The sequence below is a fragment of the Gammaproteobacteria bacterium genome, from assembly GCA_011375345.1.
Classification (GTDB): domain Bacteria; phylum Pseudomonadota; class Gammaproteobacteria; order DRLM01; family DRLM01; genus DRLM01.
The window spans coordinates 25,618-45,265 of record DRLM01000077.1; the positions used below are offsets into that span (position 1 = coordinate 25,618).

General features: G+C 63.2%; 15 protein-coding genes. All 15 read right to left on the reverse strand.

Annotated features, from left to right (window positions below; translation table 11 throughout):
* Window positions 1-26: 26 nt before the first annotated feature.
* Window positions 27-389, reverse strand: coding sequence for a PilZ domain-containing protein (locus tag ENJ19_05745; GenBank protein HHM05229.1), 363 nt, complete (start codon window positions 387-389; stop codon window positions 27-29).
* A gap of 115 nt (window positions 390-504) precedes the next feature.
* Window positions 505-1,122: a PilZ domain-containing protein gene (locus tag ENJ19_05750; GenBank protein HHM05230.1), complete on the reverse strand. Its 618-nt coding sequence runs from the start codon at window positions 1,120-1,122 to the stop codon at window positions 505-507.
* A complete protein-coding gene (locus ENJ19_05755; protein ID HHM05231.1) occupies window positions 941-3,226 on the reverse strand; it encodes an EAL domain-containing protein in 2,286 nt (761 codons plus the stop codon). Before ENJ19_05755 ends, ENJ19_05750 begins: the two co-directional genes overlap by 182 nt.
* 48 nt (window positions 3,227-3,274) lie before the next feature.
* Entirely contained in the window at window positions 3,275-4,135 is an 861-nt protein-coding gene (locus ENJ19_05760; GenBank protein HHM05232.1) for a hypothetical protein, read from the reverse strand.
* Window positions 4,136-4,169: 34 nt separating this feature from the next.
* Window positions 4,170-5,234, reverse strand: coding sequence for a uroporphyrinogen decarboxylase (locus ENJ19_05765; protein HHM05233.1), 1,065 nt, complete (start codon window positions 5,232-5,234; stop codon window positions 4,170-4,172).
* A 64-nt stretch (window positions 5,235-5,298) separates the two neighbouring features.
* The gene (locus ENJ19_05770) at window positions 5,299-5,853 is read right to left on the reverse strand and encodes a hypothetical protein (protein HHM05234.1); all 555 of its coding nucleotides are present in this window, start codon (window positions 5,851-5,853) and stop codon (window positions 5,299-5,301) included.
* Between the two features lie 79 nt (window positions 5,854-5,932).
* On the reverse strand, window positions 5,933-6,277 hold the full coding sequence (locus ENJ19_05775; protein HHM05235.1) for a hypothetical protein: 345 nt from the start codon (window positions 6,275-6,277) through the stop codon (window positions 5,933-5,935).
* Between the two features lie 12 nt (window positions 6,278-6,289).
* The gene (locus ENJ19_05780; GenBank protein HHM05236.1) at window positions 6,290-7,744 is read right to left on the reverse strand and encodes a glutamate synthase small subunit; all 1,455 of its coding nucleotides are present in this window, start codon (window positions 7,742-7,744) and stop codon (window positions 6,290-6,292) included.
* Between the two features lie 101 nt (window positions 7,745-7,845).
* Window positions 7,846-12,315 carry a glutamate synthase large subunit gene (gene gltB, locus ENJ19_05785; protein HHM05237.1) on the reverse strand — a complete coding sequence of 1,490 codons (4,470 nt, stop codon included), beginning with the start codon at window positions 12,313-12,315 and terminating at the stop codon, window positions 7,846-7,848.
* Between the two features lie 148 nt (window positions 12,316-12,463).
* Complete coding sequence (locus ENJ19_05790; GenBank protein ID HHM05238.1) at window positions 12,464-14,044, reverse strand: hypothetical protein; 1,581 nt, start codon at window positions 14,042-14,044, stop codon at window positions 12,464-12,466.
* Window positions 14,045-14,066: 22 nt separating this feature from the next.
* Window positions 14,067-14,327, reverse strand: coding sequence for a hypothetical protein (locus ENJ19_05795; GenBank protein HHM05239.1), 261 nt, complete (start codon window positions 14,325-14,327; stop codon window positions 14,067-14,069).
* A 14-nt stretch (window positions 14,328-14,341) separates the two neighbouring features.
* Complete coding sequence (locus tag ENJ19_05800) at window positions 14,342-15,490, reverse strand: deoxyguanosinetriphosphate triphosphohydrolase (protein HHM05240.1); 1,149 nt, start codon at window positions 15,488-15,490, stop codon at window positions 14,342-14,344.
* Between the two features lie 4 nt (window positions 15,491-15,494).
* Entirely contained in the window at window positions 15,495-16,577 is a 1,083-nt protein-coding gene (locus ENJ19_05805; protein HHM05241.1) for a 3-dehydroquinate synthase, read from the reverse strand.
* A gap of 29 nt (window positions 16,578-16,606) precedes the next feature.
* Window positions 16,607-17,155 carry a shikimate kinase AroK gene (gene aroK / locus ENJ19_05810; protein ID HHM05242.1) on the reverse strand — a complete coding sequence of 183 codons (549 nt, stop codon included), beginning with the start codon at window positions 17,153-17,155 and terminating at the stop codon, window positions 16,607-16,609.
* 100 nt (window positions 17,156-17,255) lie between these two features.
* A complete protein-coding gene (locus ENJ19_05815; GenBank protein ID HHM05243.1) occupies window positions 17,256-19,556 on the reverse strand; it encodes a DUF11 domain-containing protein in 2,301 nt (766 codons plus the stop codon).
* Window positions 19,557-19,648 lie beyond the last annotated feature (92 nt).

Here is a 19,648-nt window from a genome sequence, read left to right on the forward strand (position 1 = left end):
CGCGGGCTCAGCAGGGCCTGAACCCGCTATTCGAACGCGTCCAGATATTTTCTCAAGGCCATGAACATCAATACATTGGTATCGGCGTCCAAGGGATTGAATTGCAGCCCCAGGCGGTAGCTGGGGACACCGTCTTCCGCAGTGTCATCCGGGCTGTGCCAGACCACGGTGGCGGAGACCATTACATGCATGTCGTCCGCCTCATAAGACACCTTGACCGGCGTGCCCGCCTCCAGGGGCGCGGCGAAATACAGCCCCATGCCCGAGACGGACACATCGTTGATACGCATCAAGGGATGCCACTCGCCTGCAACGTTCAGCTTGAACCGGCCTTCTATTTCTTCCGTCCGCAGCGTGTGCCGGTCGTGACGGCGTTGGTTTTCAACCATAGCGTTCCCTTCTCGTCAAAGTGCTACAGCCGGAGATATCGGCCCCGGGTGGACATTTCTGTAGGGCGGGACACGCCCGCCAAGCGGCGGGCTCCCAAAACAGGCGCAAAGCCGGCTAGCCGTAGGACCGTAGCGCCAAAAACAGCAAGGAACTGTTGCGAACATCCCGGGGATTGAAGCGCAAGCCGACGCGATACGCGCTGTCGCCACAGCGGCTGTCTTCGGACCGGCACCACATGACCAGCCCCTGGACGCGGACGTGATGTTCACCCAGGTGGCAATCCAGCACCATCGCCGTGCCCACCGCCAGAAAGACAGGCAAACGGACACCGGCGCCGTGAACTGTCACATTGGAAATGTCGTCACACGGCCACTGCCCGGTGGGGGTTTCGATGTAAAAACAGGTGTCGTCGTGCTCGACGGTGAGATGCTTGCGTTCGTGTTCGCGGCCTTCCCTCAGCATAGTGCTTCCTTTTCTTGTTGTTATGGTCCATGGCCGAGATTGGGTGAAGCCATTATAGCCGTATTTTGCCACTGTGGCAGAAGCGGTTTCAGGAACGGACGTAGCGGGAACGGGAACCCGCCGCAGCCTGACCCGCAGCCAGCGGAACGCCGGGCCAAGACGTGGTTTTGAGCCAGTCCTCGAACTGCGCCACGGGCAGGGGATGGCTGAAATAATAGCCTTGCACCGAATCGCAACCCAATTGGCGCAATCGCTCCAGGGTGGCGTCATTCTCCACCCCTTCCGCCACCACCCGGCAACCCAGGTTGTGACCCAAATCCAACGTGGAATGGACGATAACGGCATCGTTGTCATCGTGAAGCATGTCCAACACAAAAGACCGGTCGATTTTGATCTCGGAGACCGGCAATTCTTTCAGGTACACCAGGGAGGAGTAGCCGGTGCCGAAATCGTCTATGGACAACTTGACACCCATGGTGTGCAGCTGGGTGAGGATTTTCAGGGCGTGGCGCGGATCCGCCATAAGAGCGGTTTCGGTAATCTCCAGGGTCAGGGCGGAAGGCGGCACCTGCCACCGTTCCAGCAATGCAGCCACCTTGACCGGCAGACAGACATCATGCAGGTTTTTGGGCGAAAGATTCACCGCCACGCCCAGACCCATACCCGCCTCCCGCCAGGCGCGGCACTGGCAGAGGGCGGCGTTCAGGACCCATTCCGTCAGGGGCCGGATCAGGGCGCTTTGTTCGGCCAGGGGAATGAAGTCTTCCGGCCCGAGCAGACCCAGGACCGGATGGCGCCAGCGCAGCAGCACTTCCACCCCCTCGGTGCGCTGATAACGCAGGTTGACCTTGGGCTGGTAGTAGGGCACAAGCTGATCCTCCTCGATGGCACGCTGCAAGTCGCCCATAATGGTCAGACGTCGCACCGTGTACGGATCCAGCTCGGCCGAATAGGCCACACAGCCCAAATGGTGCTGCTTGGCGTGGTACATGGCCACTTCCGCCCGCTGGATCAGCACACGGGCATCACGCCCCTGGTCCGGGTAATGGGCCAGGCCCAAACTGGCATCGACGACAATGTCGATGCCACTTAAAGGAAAGGGTTGCCTCAGAACCGCCTGCATTTCTTTTGCCCGCGTGAACGCCGCGCTGTGGTCGAGCCCAGGGATCAATACGGCGAATTCATCCCCCCCCAGGCGGGCCACCATTTCATCCCCGGCCAGCGCGTTGCCCAGGCGGGCGCCAATACCTTGTAGCAAACGGTCGCCGCAATCGTGGCCCAGGGTGTCGTTGATGTCCTTGAAGCGATCCAGATCCATCACGATCAGCGTGAACGCTGGTGAATCACCCGCCGCCAGCAGCGACAAGCGGCGATAGAGTTGGGCACGGTTGGGCAGACCGGTGAGGGGATCGTGCATGGCCTGATGGAGCATGGCTTGTTGGTGCTTTTCCAATCGCAGGGCCATAGCCCGGGACAGTATCAAGGCCCCCCAGATGGCGATCCAGATCACCAGTCCCGCCGTCACCAGGAGCCGCATGCCCAGGGTTTCCAGCAATTCCGTGGCGATGGGACGGGCGCGATGGAGAGTGACCAGCGTCAGCCCGCTGCCGGGAACCGGCGCCGTCGCCCACAGCAACACATGCGCCTTGCGCCGCACATAACCGAAGCGATGGCGGGCCGCCTCGCTGGCACCGGGCAGGAACAGCGGCTGACCCACATCCGGGAACGCCGTCAGAGGCGGGCCGGTGAGGGCTTGTCCCGCACTATCCACCACCGCCGTCAGCTCGTTGTCCACAGGAGCGTAGTCTACCCGGCGCAGCTGCACCGCCAGGGCCGGGGCGTCAGACGCTGCAGACAGGCCGGCCGCCCGGCCGGCGGCAAAATCATGCCACAACGCCGCCTGTTTCAAGCCTCCGGAATCCAGCGCCAGGTAGTAACTGACACCGCCGAAGACGAGCAACACCAAGGCGGCAACGGCGATAAACGACCACAGCAATTGGGAGCGGAACGGCAAGGTGGCGCTGGCACAATGGGTGTCGATGCCGGCGAAGCGGTAAAAGTAGCAGTGGCGCATCACGGCGGCGGTCACATTGGCCAGACCGAACACCCCCACCAGTACCGACGATACCGGGTCGGCAAACACACCCCCGTGGACAAACCCGATGTAAACCAGGAACGAGCCGGCGACGAAGCGGAAAGACTGATCCAGGCGGCTCATATTGGGCGCGATGTTCATGCCTCGCCACCGATTGTGATTGTGGTCAAGGGCGCCCGCTACCGCCTTGCGCCCTGGTTTGCGTAAAAGAGCTATCGGACGGAATATATGGACCTTTATAGAACAACAACGGCCTTGCCCCCTCGCGGCGAGGGCCATGCCACCGGCCTGTAGGCATGCGTGCTCTTTGCCGGCGGAGTCCGCGGGCTAGATCATCCCCTGGGCGCGCAAATGCTCCTTGGCCTGCAAAGCCAGCAAGGCCATTTCCAGCTCTTTTTCCCAATCGTAGGGATGGGCGGGGGGCAGGTAATCAGGCACCGAAATATCAACGTAAGGAACGTCGGTGTAAACCTTGGTATAGCGGGTCTCTTCGATGCTGGGGGTGAGGTCGCCCCAGATTTCGTGGAACAAGTCCCTGGGCCGGATGGTGCCCCACTCATGGATCAGGGTGTAGTGCTCGGGCAAGTCGGTAAAGGCCTCGGGCACGCCGGTCTGGGGTTCGCCGGTCTCTTCGTTGATGTGTTGGGTATGCACGAAGACGATGAGCTTGGGCCGGTGTTTCACGATCTCCGGCGTGTAGTTTTTACCCGAAGGCATCCAGGAGGAGAAAGCCACATCGAAAGCAAAGTCGATGGCTGCGATGGCCGTCTCCCGCATCTGGTAACGCTCGCGGTCGTAAAAATCGCGGATTTGATTGGGCTTGGCAGAAGGATCGCGCACGCCGATCACGTTGACCTCTTCCTGAGCAATCAAACTGCCGATGAAACCGTTGCCCGCGTGCACATCGCAAAACACCGGCGCTTCGGCCACTTGTCTGGCGTAAGCCACGATACGGCGTATCTCGTCCCGCAGGGGAAAATACGGCGCCACCGTGGGGCCGAATCTGGCAGGATCACGGTCGGGGTTACTGAACACCAGGTTGTGCAGCGGCAAGCCCTTGATGCGCTCGGCAAAAGACAAACTCTCATCCCAGGCCGGATGCTTGCGTTCCTGGAAATCGATAATGCGGTTGAACATGTCTTCCGTAAAGGCTTCCATGTTACGCAGGGGTTCGAAGTGTTCGATCATCGTGACTCTGCTGCTCGAAAATGCGGTACGCACCTTAAGTGTGATACGGCTCGCTCAATTCATGCACCGCGTCCACCAACACTTTCACGTGCTCGGGATTGATGTGCTGGTGAATACCGTGCCCCAGGTTGAACACATGCCCGCTGCCCTTGCCGTAGGCTTGCACAATGGTGGCCACCTCACTGCGAATGCGTTCGGGGGAAGCGTAGAGCACGCAAGGGTCCATATTGCCCTGCAGCGCCACCCGATCGCCAACGCGGGCGCGGGCAGCGCCGATGTCCACGGTCCAGTCCAGACCCAGTGCGTCACAAGCGGTGGCGGCCATGGCTTCCAGCCAGGCGCCACCGCCTTTGGTGAACAAAATCACCGGCACACGGCGGCCGTCGTTTTCGCGGCTCAGGCCGTCCACGATCTGGGCCATGTAACGCAGGGAGAATTCCTGATAATCCCGCGGGCTGAGCACACCGCCCCAGGTGTCGAAAATCATCGCGGCCTGGGCGCCGGCGGCAATCTGGGCGTTGAGATAAGCCGTTACCGATTGGGCGGTTTTGTCCAGCAAGGCGTGCAGCAGCCCGGGCCGGTCGAACAGCATGCCTTTGACGTGGGCGTATTCCTTGCTGCCGCTGCCTTCCACCATGTAAGTGGCCAGGGTCCAGGGGCTGCCGGAAAAACCGATCAAGGGCACCCGGCCGCGCAGTTCGCGGCGGATCAGCCGCACGGCGTCCATCACGTAGCGCAGCTCACTTTCGGGATCGGGCACGGGGAGTTTTTCCACGTCCGCGGCGCTGCGCACGGGGCGCTTGAATTGCGGGCCTTCACCGGCGACGAACTCCAGCCCCAAGCCCATGGCATCGGGCACGGTGAGGATATCGGAAAACAAAATCGCCGCATCCAGCTCGAAGCGCTCCAGGGGCTGTAAGGTGACTTCGCAGGCCAGCTCGGGGTTGGTGCACAGGTTCATGAAAGACCCGGCTTTTTCCCGCGTGGCGCGGTATTCGGGCAAATAGCGGCCCGCCTGGCGCATGATCCAAACAGGCGTGCGGTCCACGGGCTGGCGCAGCAGGGCGCGCAGGAAACGGTCGTTTTTCAGAACGTTCATGGAGTCCAATTCTTATATGAAACTACCATAACAGCGGAAAATGAGTTACGGCGGGAACCGGTGACTAGCTCGTTGCTTCTGAATAGGCCTTTGCATCCAGAATAACGCCAAGCTTTTTATACAGCTTTGCCACTACATTTGCGCTGGCCATAAAAAAGAAAGAGATTATGAAAACAATCGGCACCATCAACATCAACAACAAGGATCTTCTAACGATATGCCACATGGAAACCATGTGTAGCTGAGCAACCATCTCTTCCACTTTCTTGCGAGCGCGCCGATCCAGTATCTCTTTGATGAGGTGTTCGACCCGCAAGGCGCTCCGGCTGATTTCGCCACGTTTCTGACGCGCCAGCATCATATACGCAACAACATGGATCCAATTCAGTTCATGTGCGAATCGGATATAGGTATTAAACATCTTTCTCAAGATAACATAGGCTTCACTATCGTACGAAATCTCTCCATCGGAAGCTAAATCAAAAAGTGCATCGCGCAACTCAAAAAGCTGTTGGCGCGTTGAATCGATGACATATTGTTGCCACACCCAATAAAAAAATAAAAACCCCAGACCAAGCGTAAACAAAGCGAAAAAAGCGCTGATTTCAAGATCGCTCATGCTTTGTCCTCCGGGCGGGTTTCACCTCGTGGAGTAAGACCACTTGACTCTCTGTTCGGGTCAAGCCGCTCTTCCAACTTTATAATCCGATCTTGCAAGTATTTCGTTTTACGACGGCGCAGCTCCCGCTCAAAAAGGCCGTACAACATAGACACCACTGCCAGGCCCATTTACATGCCTCGTCGAAGCCCGACCAGAATCGGACAAAAAGGTCACCTTCCGCATCAATATTGAGGTTCAAATCAGCGCTGGTGGCTCTCCCAGCGAAGGCATGAACGATATGCGCCAGGCCAAGAACGAAACTTATTGCAACCGCGGCTTTGATTCCGAACATCAGAATACTGGCACCACGACCAACCAGCATCACCCAAAGATGAAAACGCTGCTCTCCGGAAAGTTGGTTGTCTTTTTTATTATCGGACATACAAAGCCAACTTTAGCCGCTCTTGCTGGCGACAATGCCATACTTTGAGGCAAATATAGTTTGCACGCCCAAATAATCCAATATACCTTCCGCCGCGCCGCGGCCTTCAAAGACGGCGGTGACCACCAGATCGGAACCCCGCACCATGTCGCCCCCGGCAAAGATTTTGGGGTTGGTGGTTTGGTATTTGTACGCGCCCTGCCGCGATGCTTTGACCCGGCCCCGCTCATCGGTCTCGACACCGAAATCGGCCAGCCACGGCGCCGGACTGGGGCGGAAACCGAAGGCGATGACGACGCGGTCGGCGGGAATGATTTCTTCCGAGCCGGAGACCACTTCCGGGGTGCGACGGCCGCGGGCGTCCGGTGGACCCAGCTTGGTGGTGACCACTTTCACCCCTTCCACCCTGCCATCCCCCACCACCGCCACCGGCTGGCGGTGCCACAAAAACTGCACGCCTTCTTCCTTGGCATTGGCCACTTCGCGCGCACTGCCGGGCATGTTTTCCTCGTCGCGGCGATAGGCGCAGGTGACGCTGGCGGCGCCCTGGCGAACAGCGGTGCGGTTGCAATCCATGGCGGTGTCACCGCCGCCCAGCACCACCACCCGCTGGCCTTTCATGTCGATGAAGTCCGCCGGATCCTGCTCCAGTCCCAGACAATGATTTACGTTGGAAATCAGATAGGGCAGGGCTTCGAACACCCCGGGCAGGTCCTCGCCGGAAAAGCCCCCTTTCATCGAGGTGTAGGTGCCCATGCCAAGGAACACGGCATCGTACTCGTCCAGCAACTGCTGGAAGGCGACGTCCCTGCCCACTTCGGTGCCCAGCACGAATCTGACACCCATCTCTTCCAGAATGTTGCGCCGCACCCGCACCACTTTCTTTTCCAGCTTGAATTCGGGAATGCCGAAGGTAAGCAGGCCGCCGATTTCGGGATAGCGGTCGAACACCACCGGCTTGACGCCGTTGCGCACCAACACATCAGCGCAGGCCAACCCCGCGGGACCGGCGCCGACAATGGCCACTTTTTTTCCTGTGGCCACCACTTGCGACATGTCGGGCCGCCAGCCGCGCTTGAGCGCTTCGGTGGTGATGTATTTTTCAATGGCGCCGATGGTGACAGCGCCAAAGCCGTCGTTCAGGGTGCAGGCACCTTCGCACAGTCGGTCCTGGGGACACACCCGGCCACAGATCTCCGGCAGGGAGTTGGTGCGATGAGACAGCTCCGCCGCTGCGAAGATATTCCCCTCAGCAAGCAGCTTCAGCCAGTTGGGAATGTAGTTGTGCACCGGGCACTTCCACTCGCAGTACGGGTTGCCGCAGGCAAGGCAACGGGATGCCTGATGGCCGGCGGCTTCCGGGTCGAACTGGCCGTAAATCTCTTTGTATTCACGAATGCGCACCGGCACGGCTTTTTTGGCCGGGTCCTGGCGGGGAATTTCAAGAAATTCAAAATTCTTGGTCATGGGTGTGGAACTCATTTTTTGTCACCACTTAAGAACACGGAAAGGTCAGTCATGGCCCCGTTTCAACACGCCGTGCACACCGGCATCCTCCGCGGCACAAATCAAGCGGCCTGGCGCAGCGTGTCGAGCAGGGTTTCAATCTCCGCTGCCTTGGGTTTCACCAGCCAGAAGTGGGACAGATAGTTGCCGAAGTCGTCAAGAATCTTCCGCCCCCAGGCGCTGCCGGTCTCCGCGGCGAACTCTTCGATCATTTGCCGCAGATAAGCCCGGTGGGCGGACATGGGCTCGGTGGTGAGGCGGTGAATGTCCACCAGCTCGTGGTTGTAGCGGTCCACGAAGCCTTTGTCCAAATCCAGCACGAAACTGAAACCGCCGGTCATGCCGGCACCAAAATTGATGCCGGTCTCGCCCAGCACGGTGACCACGCCGCCGGTCATGTATTCACAGCCGTGGTCACCGCAGCCCTCCACCACCGCCTGGGCCCCGGAGTTGCGCACGGCGAAGCGCTCGCCCGCCAGGCCCGCGGCGAACAGCTTGCCCCCGGTGGCGCCATAAAGGCAGGTGTTGCCGATGATGGTGGTGCTGCGCGACTCAAAGCTGCTGTTCGCGGGCGGGTGAACCACCAGCTTGCCGCCGGCCATGCCCTTGCCCACGTAGTCGTTGGCGTCGCCTTCCAGATACATGTGCAGACCGCCGGCGTTCCACACGCCGAAGCTCTGCCCCGCGGTACCCGTGAGACGCAACTCGATGGGCGAGCCCGCCATGCCCTGGTTGCCGTGGCGCTTGGCGATTTCACCGGACAGGCGCGCGCCGATGGCGCGGTGCACATTGCGCACAGCGTAGCGGTAGGTGCCGCCGCTTTTGGCTTCGATGGCAGGCAGGGCCGCACGCACCATCTCCTCCGCCAACTCGCCCTTGTCCCAGGGCGCATTGCGGGGCGCCATGCAGTGGCGCGGCTTGTCCGCAGGTACCGCGGCATCGGACAGGATGGGGCTGAGATCAAGCCGCTGCTGCTTGGGCGTCTGGCCCTCGCGCAACGCCAGATAGTCTGTGCGGCCGATGATCTCAGCCAGGGAACGCACGCCCAGGGCCGCCAGATGCTCGCGAATCTCCTGGGCGATGAAACGGAAATAGTTCATCACCATCTCCGGCAGGCCGATGAAATGCTGCCGGCGCAACACCTCGTCCTGGGTGGCCACCCCGGTGGCGCAATTGTTGAGATGGCAGATGCGCAAATACTTGCAGCCCAGCGCAATCATGGGGCCGGTGCCAAAACCGAAACTCTCCGCCCCCAGACAGGCGGCCTTGATGACATCCAGCCCAGTTTTCAGGCCACCATCGGTCTGCAACCGCACTTTGCCGCGCAGATTGTTGGCGCGCAGCGCCTGCTGGGTTTCGGACAGGCCCAGCTCCCAGGGACAGCCGGCGTATTTCACCGAGGTGAGCGGGCTGGCGCCGGTGCCGCCGTCGTGACCGGCGATGGTGATGAGGTCGGCGTAGGCCTTGGCCACGCCGGCGGCGATGGTGCCCACTCCCGGCTCGGAGACCAGTTTCACCGACACCAGGGCCCCGGGATTGACCTGCTTCAAATCGAAAATGAGCTGGGCCAGATCCTCGATGGAGTAGATGTCATGGTGGGGTGGCGGCGAGATCAGCGCCACTCCAGGGCGGGCGAAACGCAAACGGGCAATGAGGCCGTTGACCTTGTGGCCGGGCAGCTGCCCCCCCTCGCCGGGCTTGGCGCCCTGGGCCACTTTGATTTGCAGCACTTCGGCGTTGACCAGATAGTGCGGCGTCACCCCGAAGCGGCCCGAGGCCACCTGCTTGATTTTGGAGACTTTTTCCGTACCAAAGCGGCGCGCATCTTCACCGCCTTCGCCAGAGTTGGAACGGCCACCGAGGCGGTTCATGGCAATGGCCAGGGCTTCGTGGGCCTCGGGCGAGAGGGCACCCAGGGACATGGCGGCACTGTCGAAGCGCCTGACGATGGCCTCCACCGGCTCCACTTCATCCAGCGGAACAGGCCGGGCGGCACCGCGCAGCTTGAACAGATCGCGAAGGGCACTCACCGGACGCTGGTTCACATGAGTGGCGTAGTCCTGGTAGATCCTGTAATCACCCGTTTGCACCGCCCGGCGCAGGGTATTCACCACCTCGGGGTTGTAGCTGTGGTACTCGCCGCCATGGACGAATTTGAGCAAGCCGCCCTGCTGGATGGGTTTGTGCTTGAGCCAGGCCACCCGCGCCAGTTCTTTTTGATCGTTTTCCAAATCCTCGAAGCGGGCACCCTGAATGCGGGAGACGGTGCCGGTAAAGCACAGCTTGACCACCTCCTCGTGCAGGCCCACCGCCTCAAACAGCTGTGCGCCGCGGTAACTGGCGATGGTGGAAATGCCCATTTTGGACATGATTTTGTATAGGCCCTTGTTAATGCCCTTACGGTAGGCGCGGCTTAAATCGGCCAGTTCCTTGCCGCGGATTTCCCCGGTGCGCACCATGTCGTACAAACACTGATAGGCCAGATAAGGCATCACCGCCGTGGCGCCGTAGCCGATCAGGCAGGCGAAATGATGCGGGTCGCGGGCCGTGGCGGTGTCCACCACGATGTTGGCATCGCAGCGCAGGCCCTGGTTCACCAGATGATGGTGCACGGCGCCGGTGGCCAGCAGGGCGTGGATGGGCAGTGTGTCCGCGCCCGCCCCACGGTCAGACAAGACCAGAATCACGCAGCCGCCGCGCACCGCCGCTGCCGCCTTTGCGCAGACCTGTCGCACGGCCGCTTCAAGTCCCAGGTGCGGCGCATAGTGCAGCTCTATGCGGCAGTGGGCATAACCCTGCCCGTCCATTTGCAGCAGCCGGGCGAACTTGGGCCCAGACAAAACCGGTGAGTCGATCACCAGCCGCGCGGCATGCTCCGGCGTTTCCCCGAACAGATTGCGCTCCCGCCCCAGGCAGGTTTCCAAAGACATGACGATCTGCTCGCGCAGCGGGTCGATGGGGGGGTTGGTGACCTGGGCAAACTGCTGGCGGAAATAGTCGTAAAGCGAGCGCACCCGCCGGGACAGCACTGGCAGGGGGGTGTCGTCGCCCATGGAGCCCACCGCTTCCTGGCCGGCCTCGGCCAACACCCGCAGGACCTGATCGCGCTCTTCAAAGGTGACCTGGAACAGCTTCTGGTAGACGGCCATGGTGTCGTCATCCCAGGTCTCGGGAGGCGCCTCGTCCAGCGCCGCCTCCAGCTTGCGGCAATGGTCGTTCAGCCACTGGCGGTAAGGCCGCCGGGATTTCAGCAGGTTATCGATGTCTTCCGGCAACAGCAGCTCACCGGTTTCGGTATCGGCGGCGATCATCTGACCAGGCTTGAGACGGCCCTTGGCCACCACGTCCTCCGGTGCGTAAGCGTACACGCCGATTTCCGAGGCCAGGGTGATGTGGCGGTCTTTGGTGACCACCCAGCGGGCAGGGCGCAAGCCGTTGCGGTCCAAAGAGCAGGCGGCGTAGCGGCCGTCGGTGAGCACAATGCCGGCAGGCCCGTCCCAGGGCTCCATATGCATGGAGTTGTATTCGTAAAACGCTTTGAGTTCGGGGTCGAGGGTCTGCACGTTCTGCCAGGCCGGCGGAATGAGCAGACGCATGGCGCGGAACACACTCATGCCCCCCGCCAGCAGCGCCTCCAGCATATTGTCCAGGCTGCATGAATCGGACCCGCTCATGGACACCAGCGGGCGGATGTCCGCAATATTGACACCGGGAATATCAAATTTGTTGCCCCGCGCCACCGACCAGTTACGGTTGCCGCGGATGGTGTTGATCTCGCCGTTGTGGGCGAGATAGCGGAACGGCTGGGCCAGACGCCACTCCGGCCAGGTGTTGGTGGAAAAGCGCTGGTGGAACACCGCAATGCTGGACGCCAGGCGGGAGTCGTTCAAGTCCCGGTAAAACACCGGCAGGTTGGCCGGCATCACCAGGCCCTTATAGGACATCACCCGCGACGACAAGGAGGGGATATAGAAAGTGGGATCCTGGGGCCGGATGGCTTTTTCGGTGCGGCGGCGGGCCACATAAAGCCGGCGCTCACCCTCGGCATCGTCCATGGCCTCCGGTACTCCCACGAACAGCTGTTCAATCCGCGGCTGGGAGTTGAGCGCTTCCTCGCCCAAGGCACCGGGATCCACAGGCACTGTGCGCCAGCCCAGCACCTGGAAGCCCTCCGTGCCCAGCTCATCCACCAAACGGGCCCGCGCCAGCTCGGCTTTGGACCCGTCCCGGTTGAAAAACACCATGGCGACGGCGTAGCGCGGCGGCAGGACCAGACCCGCCTCGGCCGCCACGGCGCGCATGAAGGCGTCCGGCATGCGCAGCAACAAACCGCAACCGTCACCGGATTTGCCGTCCGCCGCCACCGCCCCACGGTGGGTCAGGCAGGCCAGGGAATTAATGGCGGTCTGCACCAGCCAGTGGCTGGCCTCGCCGTCCATATGAGCGATGAGGCCGAAACCGCAGTTGTCCTTTTCGAAACCGGGCCGGTAGAGGCCGGTGTTGCCAATGGGCTTGTTGTCGGTGTCGTTCATAGTCGTTATTTCCCGGCGCGGTCACCAAACGGGCACGAAAAAGCGACCCCTGGCAAGGGGCGAAATGGGACAGGAGTATACACGGTATCCCGATCGAGGCACCAGACAGAAGCCCCGGGTTGATAATTATTATTTTTAAATCAATAAACTATCTTGATTTCGCCGCTTTTTTCACAGCGGCGAAGGGGCGTATCCAGGGCTTGGTGCCGGCGAAAGCGGCGGGCAGCTTGCGCGCGCCCTGTTCAGCCGCCTCCCGCGACGGGTAACTGCCATAAACCAAGGCATACAGCGTGCGGCCTTTACGCTTTACGGGGAAGTAGGCGGCTTTGCCCCGCAAACGGTGGTCACGGATCAAGGCCCGGATTTTCTTTTCGTCACTGGATGCGAGAACCTGCAAAGTAAAGTGCGCGGACGGTTGTCGCGCCAGCCAGGCTTGCCCCTTGAGGGAATCGGCGGGGGGCGGTGCTTTGTTGGGCGCCACCACCGGCTTGGGAGGCGCTGGCGCGGGCGCGGTGGCAGGCTTTGGTCCGGCCTTTGGCTTGCTCACCGCCGGGGTCGTCGTGGGAACGGGCCCGGCTGGTGGCGGGGCCGGCTCCGGCGGGGGCGGGGGCGCGGACGCGCCACCCGGCGCCACTTCCGGCGGTGTGATCTCAGGGGGCGGCGCGGCCGGCTCAAGCACCGGCTCAGGCTGGGCCGCCGGCACCCGCTGAACCAATGACGCTCCGGGTGGCTTGCCCAGGGGCCGGGGCAGGGTCACGGTGGGACCTGGCGCAGCGGGCGGCGCCACCGGCGGACTGTTGTCTCCGAACAAGCCGCTCAAGGCGTAGGCCAGCACCGCCAGCACCACCAGGACACCGCCCGCGCCACCCAGGGTGAGCCAGCGCCGGGAGGGATCCTGAATTGCCGCCAGAATGTGCTGCAGCGGCGCTGCGCCCGGTTTGGCCGTGGCGCTGGGGGGCGCCATGAGGAAATCGTGAGCCAACTGCTTGATGCGGCCGGGCATTCCCCCCGACTCACGGTGAATCCGGCGGACTTCGGCCGCGTCGAACGGGTCCCCGGCAAAGACTCCGGCAGCTTCCAGGCGCTGGCGCAGATAGCGCCCGGTGTCCGCCTCCGAAAACGGGGGCACGTCAAAGCTGTGGGCAATGCGGCTTCGAAGCGCGCTCTGGGAGGGCTCGCTCAAGCGTTCTTCAATACCGGGCTCGGCGAACAACAACACACTCAGCGTATGCGTACCGTCGCCACCACTGTTTTCGGTCAGCTTGTCCAGCAGCGCCCAAGCTGGGGGCGGCAACAACTGGGCATCGTCCACCAACAGCATGGGGACATGCCCCCCCTGACGCAGCTCCCGCAGACGCTCCGCCAGAACCTCGCCCAGGGCCTCATTCGGGTGCTCGGCGGCATCCACGCCGAAACATGCGGCCATGACCTGCAAGGCGGCCGACTCGTCCGCCACAGTCGCACTGTCCAGGATGCAAAGCTGCCAGGCGCTGTTGGCGTGCTGCGCAAATTGATTCAGCAAAGCGGTTTTGCCCGAGCCGGCCTCGCCCGTGATCAGCAAGACCTGGCTGTAAGGCGCCAGGTGGTGCATCAGGGCGAGACGCTGTTCGCGGTGGGCATCGGCGAAAAAGTCGTTGTTGGCGCTGGTAAAAGGATCGGACTTCAATCCCAGTTCGGCGTAACGCGAGGAGGCTTGCGCACCCTGCTGCCCGCTTTGTTCTGTATCCATACCTGACCCCTCATGTCATCGCTTAGCCTTGACCGTCCGGCCGCGCACCTTCCACGAAAACCACCCGGTAGCCCCGCCTGAGGTAATCATCACGGGCAGCGGCCATAGCACTTTCCGCGTCTTCCCGCAGGGCGTAGTGGGTTTGGTTGACGCGCCGACCGCCGCCGTCGCTGCCGGATTCACTGATCACGGTCCAGCCGCCCAGTAAGTCCTCCTGCAATAATAACTGAAAATAGCGGGACGAACGCCGGTCGGCGGCCGGCCGCTGCATGTAGATGCGCATGGGGCCCCTCCGCTTCAGGTAAGCTGCACGGGATCGAACAAACGATGGTATTCGGCGATGGCGTAGCGGTCCGTCATGCCGGCGATGTAATCGGCCACGGCGCGGGCGCGGCCGCGGGGACCGAATTCAGCGTCCAGGCGCCGGGCCTGGGCGTTTTGCTCGGGGGGCAGCAGGCGCGGATCGTCCATGAAGACCTCGAACAGGGCGCCGATCAGCCGTGCCGCCTTGGCGCTCATGCGCCGCACCCGGTAGTGTTGATACAGCTCCCGCCGCAAGAAACGTTTCAAGGCCAGGTTCTGCGCCGCCATGGCCGCGCTGAAGCCGATCAGGGGAGCGCCGTGGCGGCGCACGGCCTCGATGTCGGCGGGCCGGATCTCGGCCAGACGGGCGCGGCTGGTTTCCACCAGGTCGGTGACCTGGGCGTTGATGATGCGACGCACAGTTTCGTATACGGCCCGCCGCCCCGGCAACCTGGGGTGGGCCTGGCGAACGGCCCCATAGTGCTCGCGGAACAAGGCCACCTCCTGCAACTGCTCCACGGTGATGAGCCCGGCGCGCAAACCATCGTCCACGTCGTGGCTGTTGTAGGCGATTTCGTCGGCCACATTGGTCAGCTGCGCCTCCAGGCCGGGCTGGCGCCGGTCCACAAAGCGCTGGCCCAGCGCCCCCAGCTCCCGGGCCTTGTCCGGGGCGCAGTGTTTGAGTATCCCTTCGCGGGTCTCGAAGGTGAGATTGAGGCCGCGGAAGGCCGCATAGCGCTCTTCCAGCTCATCCACCACCCGCAGCGACTGCAGATTGTGCTCGAAGCCGCCGTGGTCCTTCATCCGGGCGTTAAGGGCATCCTGGCCGGCGTGGCCGAAGGGGGTGTGACCCAGGTCGTGGGCCAGAGCAATGGCTTCGGTAAGATCTTCGTTCAGGCCCAGGGCGCGGGCGGTGGTGCGGCCGATCTGCGCCACTTCGATGGAATGGGTGAGGCGGGTGCGAAACATGTCCCCTTCGTGATTGACGAAGACCTGGGTTTTGTATTCCAGCCGGCGGAAGGCGGCCGAGTGGATGATGCGGTCGCGGTCGCGCTGGTATTCGCTGCGGTAGGCGGGAGGCGCTTCGGCGTGGCGGCGGCCGCGGGAACGGGCCTCGGTGGCGGCATAGGGCGCCAGCGCCACGGCCTTAAGCCGCCCGCCCCTGGGCGAGGACGGTGGCGAGCAGGGCCGGATCGTAGTCGTCGCTCACCACGGCCTCGCCGATGGCGCGCAGCAGCACCAGGCGGATGCGGCCGTCCTGCGCCTTTTTGTCCACCGCCATGAGTTCCAGCATGCGGCCCGGTGCCAGCCCGGCGGGACAGCGCACCGGCAGCCGAGCCCGGGCCAACAGGGCCTCGATCCGCGCCACGGCGCCGCTGTCCAGCCAGCCCAGGGCCTGGGACAGACGGGCGGCAAGCACCGTGCCCACCGCCACCGCTTCACCGTGCAGGTAGCGGCCGTAGCCCAGACCGGTTTCTATGGCGTGACCGAAGGTATGGCCCAGGTTCAACAGGGCACGCACGCCGCGTTCCTGCTCATCGGCCGCCACCAGCTCGGCTTTGTTGCGGCAGGAGCGCTCTATGGCCTCGGCCAGGGCACCGGGCTCGCGCGCCAGCAGGGCGTCCAGGTGGCGCTCCAGCCAGGCGAAAAAAGCCGCGTCGCGGATGAGGCCGTATTTGATCACTTCGGCCAGGCCGGCGCACAACTCCCGCTCGGGCAGGGTGTGCAGGGTGCCGGTGTCGATGAGGACGCAGGCGGGCTGGTGAAAGGCGCCGATCATGTTCTTGCCCAGGGGGTGGTTGACACCGGTTTTACCCCCCACTGAGCTGTCCACCTGGGCCAGCAGGGTGGTGGGAACCTGAATGAAGGGCACGCCACGCTGGTAACAGGCGGCAGCAAAGCCGGCCATGTCCCCCACCACGCCACCGCCCAGGGCCACGACGGTGGTGCGGCGGTCGCAGCGGGTCTCCAGCAACGCATCGAAAACCGGCATGAGGGTATCCAGGGTTTTGTATTGCTCGCCGTCGGGCAGAACCACCTCGTGGCATGCGAAACCGCCGAGGGCGGCGCGGACCGGCGCCAGATACAGGGGTCCGACGGTCTCGTTGGTGACGATCATCACCTGGCGGGCGGCCACATGGGGGGCCAGCCGGCGGGGCTCGCCCAGCAGGCCGGCGCCGATGTAAATGGGGTAGCTGCGCGCCCCCAAATCCACAGTCAACGTTTTCATGGGCTTAGTGTAACCGAAGTGACGGCCTGTCAAGGACCGTCCCGGCGCTGGCGGCGTTCGGCCCGTTTCTGCAGCCGCCGCAGGATGTCGCGCACCACCTGGCGCACGCTGCGCCGGCCGCTTTCTATCACCCATTCGGCGGCGTCCCGGTACAAGGGCTCGCGCTCGGCCAGGATGGCCTGCAAGCGGGCGCGGGGGTCGTCGGTCTGGAGCAGGGGGCGGTTGCGGTCCCGGGCGGTGCGCTCATACAACTGGTCCAGGGAGGCGCTCAGAAAAATCACAATACCGCGGGACTTGAGATGGGCGCGGTTGGCCGGATCCAACACCGCGCCGCCGCCGGTGGCCAGCACGATGCGCTCGCGCCGGGTGAGTTCGTCGATCACCTGCGCCTCGCGCTGGCGGAAACCGGCCTCGCCCTCCACGTCGAAGATCAGCGGAATGCTGGCGCCGGTGCGGCGCTCGATTTCCTGATCGCTGTCCAGAAATGCCCAGCCCAGCTCCCGGGCGAGCTGGCGGCCGATAGTGGATTTGCCCGCCCCCATGGGACCGATGAGGAAGATGTTGTCGCCGGGGGTCATGGGCGACACTATGTCAATGGCTGGCGGCAAGTGCAAGGGAGCACCCGGCAGTGCCCGGGTGGGCGCCGCCGGGTGCAGGGACAGGCCTGGGGTCGCCGGGTCAGTTGACGAGCGTGTTCATGCCACCGCTGTTATTGCCGCTGTTGTTGTCATCTTCGGTGGCCGCGATGCTGCCGGTCACCGCCATGGTGCCGGCGGCAATGGGATTGAAGGTCACGGTGACGGTAGTACTGGCACCGGCCGCCAGGGTACCAATGGCGCAGGTCAGAGAGGTGGTGCCGAAACAGCCGCTGGAGCTGTTGTAGGTGGCCACCGTGGAATCGGGCGGCGTGACGGTCAACACCACCCCGGTGGCGGCGGTGTCGCTGCTTTGGTTGGCCACAGTAAAGGTGTACGTCACCAAATCACCGGTTCCCGTCCCGTCGTTGGTAACGGACCCGCTGGGAGAGGCCGACACCGATGTGACCGCCATGTCCACTGACGGCGGCCCGAGTTCAACCACGCTGACACCGAAGGTTTGCGCCGATCCGCCGGGGGTGGTCACGGTCACGGAGAAAATCCCGCCCTCTTCACTGTCGGGCCCCGCCCCCTCCAGCGGCACGGTCACCACATCGGCGTTGTTGCCGGCGCGATTGGCCACGGTGTATGTGCCGAATCCCTGGGCGACGCTGCCCTGGGTGGTGCTGAATGCGAAAGTCGTGCCCGCCGGCATGGGCTGATTGTGCAAATCGGACACCACCACAGTGATGCTCACGCTGCCATCATTGGGCATCAGTATGGACTCGCCCTCATCGTAGCGGCCGTCGCCATCGCCGTCGCGATACGTGGCGGGGTCGACCACATCCCCGCTGTCAAAAATACCGTTGCCGTTGTTGTCTGTGTAACTGGCGGGGCGGATGAAGGCATTGGCGGTGGTGCCGGACATCACCAGCGTCAGGGAATCGCGCACCGTCAGGGTGGTCTTGCTGCTGCACAAACTGGAATGCTGGCACAGCACCCCGTTGTACAGGCCGTCGGCGGCGTCATAGCCGCCGTCTTCATCGAAATCCACGAAGATCTCCTGAGCATCACGCGTGCCGTCCTCGTCGTCGTCGCGCCAGGCTTCGGGCAGGTCGGTGAAGGTGTCGCCGTCGTCGAACACGCCGTTGCCGTTGCGGTCATCGAAGCTTTCCTCGCCCACCATGGTGGCCAGGATGGTGACCCGGCCGCCGTAGGGCTGGCCCAGGGGTGCGGTGCCTTCCTGGGGCTCGGTGGGATTGCTCCCCGTGTCCGCCAGACATTGGTTCAACGCAACATCATCCTGCAGCGTCGGATTACCCAGGGTTTCGCCGCAGGGCCGGGGAGACTGACTGCGCCAGGTAACACTGCAGGCACCATTCACCGTGGTGCAGGAACCATCAATGGAGCCGCCTTCGGCGGTGAAGGTGACGGTGGTGCCGTCGGGCACCGGATTGTTGTAGCGGTCCGCGGCGCGGGCGGTAACGGTGACTTCCACCCCGTCTGCATCCCAGGCTTCGGGGTTCAAGGTGGTGGCGGAGACGGACAGGCTGTCCTGATCCGGAATGCCGGTGGTCACGGCGAGCTGGTCCGACTGGGTGCCGATTTCCGGCGTGGTGCCGCTGACGGTGGCGGTGACCCGCACCGGGGTGGGCACAGTGCCGGCCTGGACCACTGTCTGCACCAGGCCGCTGTCGTCGCTGACGGCGCTGGAGGGCGTCAGGGACAGGCCGCCCACCGTGGTGTTGAGGCTGAAGGTAACCGTCTTGTCCGCCACCGGACCGCCGCTTTTGTCCACCACCCGGAAAGTGACCCGGGAGGTCTCGCTGCCGTTGGCACCGCCGGTGCCCTTCAAAAACATCAGGGTGGGTTCGGCGGAGACGAACTGGATGGATCCTAAGTCCGCCGAGGCCACGGTGACCGTGCCGGAGGCGCTCACACCGGTGCCGTCGATGTCGGCGGTGGCAATGATGGTGTCCGTGCCCTGGCAGCCCTGGGCGGAATAGGTGGCGGTGGCCTGGCCGGCCACGGTGGGGACGGTGGCCGGGGTGAGGGTGGCGCGGCCGCTGGCGGCGCAGGTGGAGGTAAAGGCCACGTCCACGCTGGGCACATAGGGATTGCCGCTGGCGTCGGCCAGCACAGCGGTGACGCTGGTGCTGCCACCGGCAGCCAGGGAAGTGACGGCCACGGCCAGCACATTGGCGGTAAAGCCAGAACCGGTGCCGCTGCCCATCAGCACCGAATCGGGGTCGGCCACGGTGCCACCATTGGTCGTCGAGCCGGTGCCACTGGTATCGCCCGTGGTGGTGGTGGTTTGCTTGGTCAGCGACTGATCACCCCCGCCGCACGCCACCAGCGTAAGCGTCAAAAGGGCGAGCACTAAACCTTGTCTGATGCGGACCATGTGTACCTCCGGCGGACAGCGGCGGGGTTGGCGCCTGCCCCGCCAAACTTTAAGTCTTGCGTTTAAAGCTTATCGGTCGCTGGGGCGGGCGC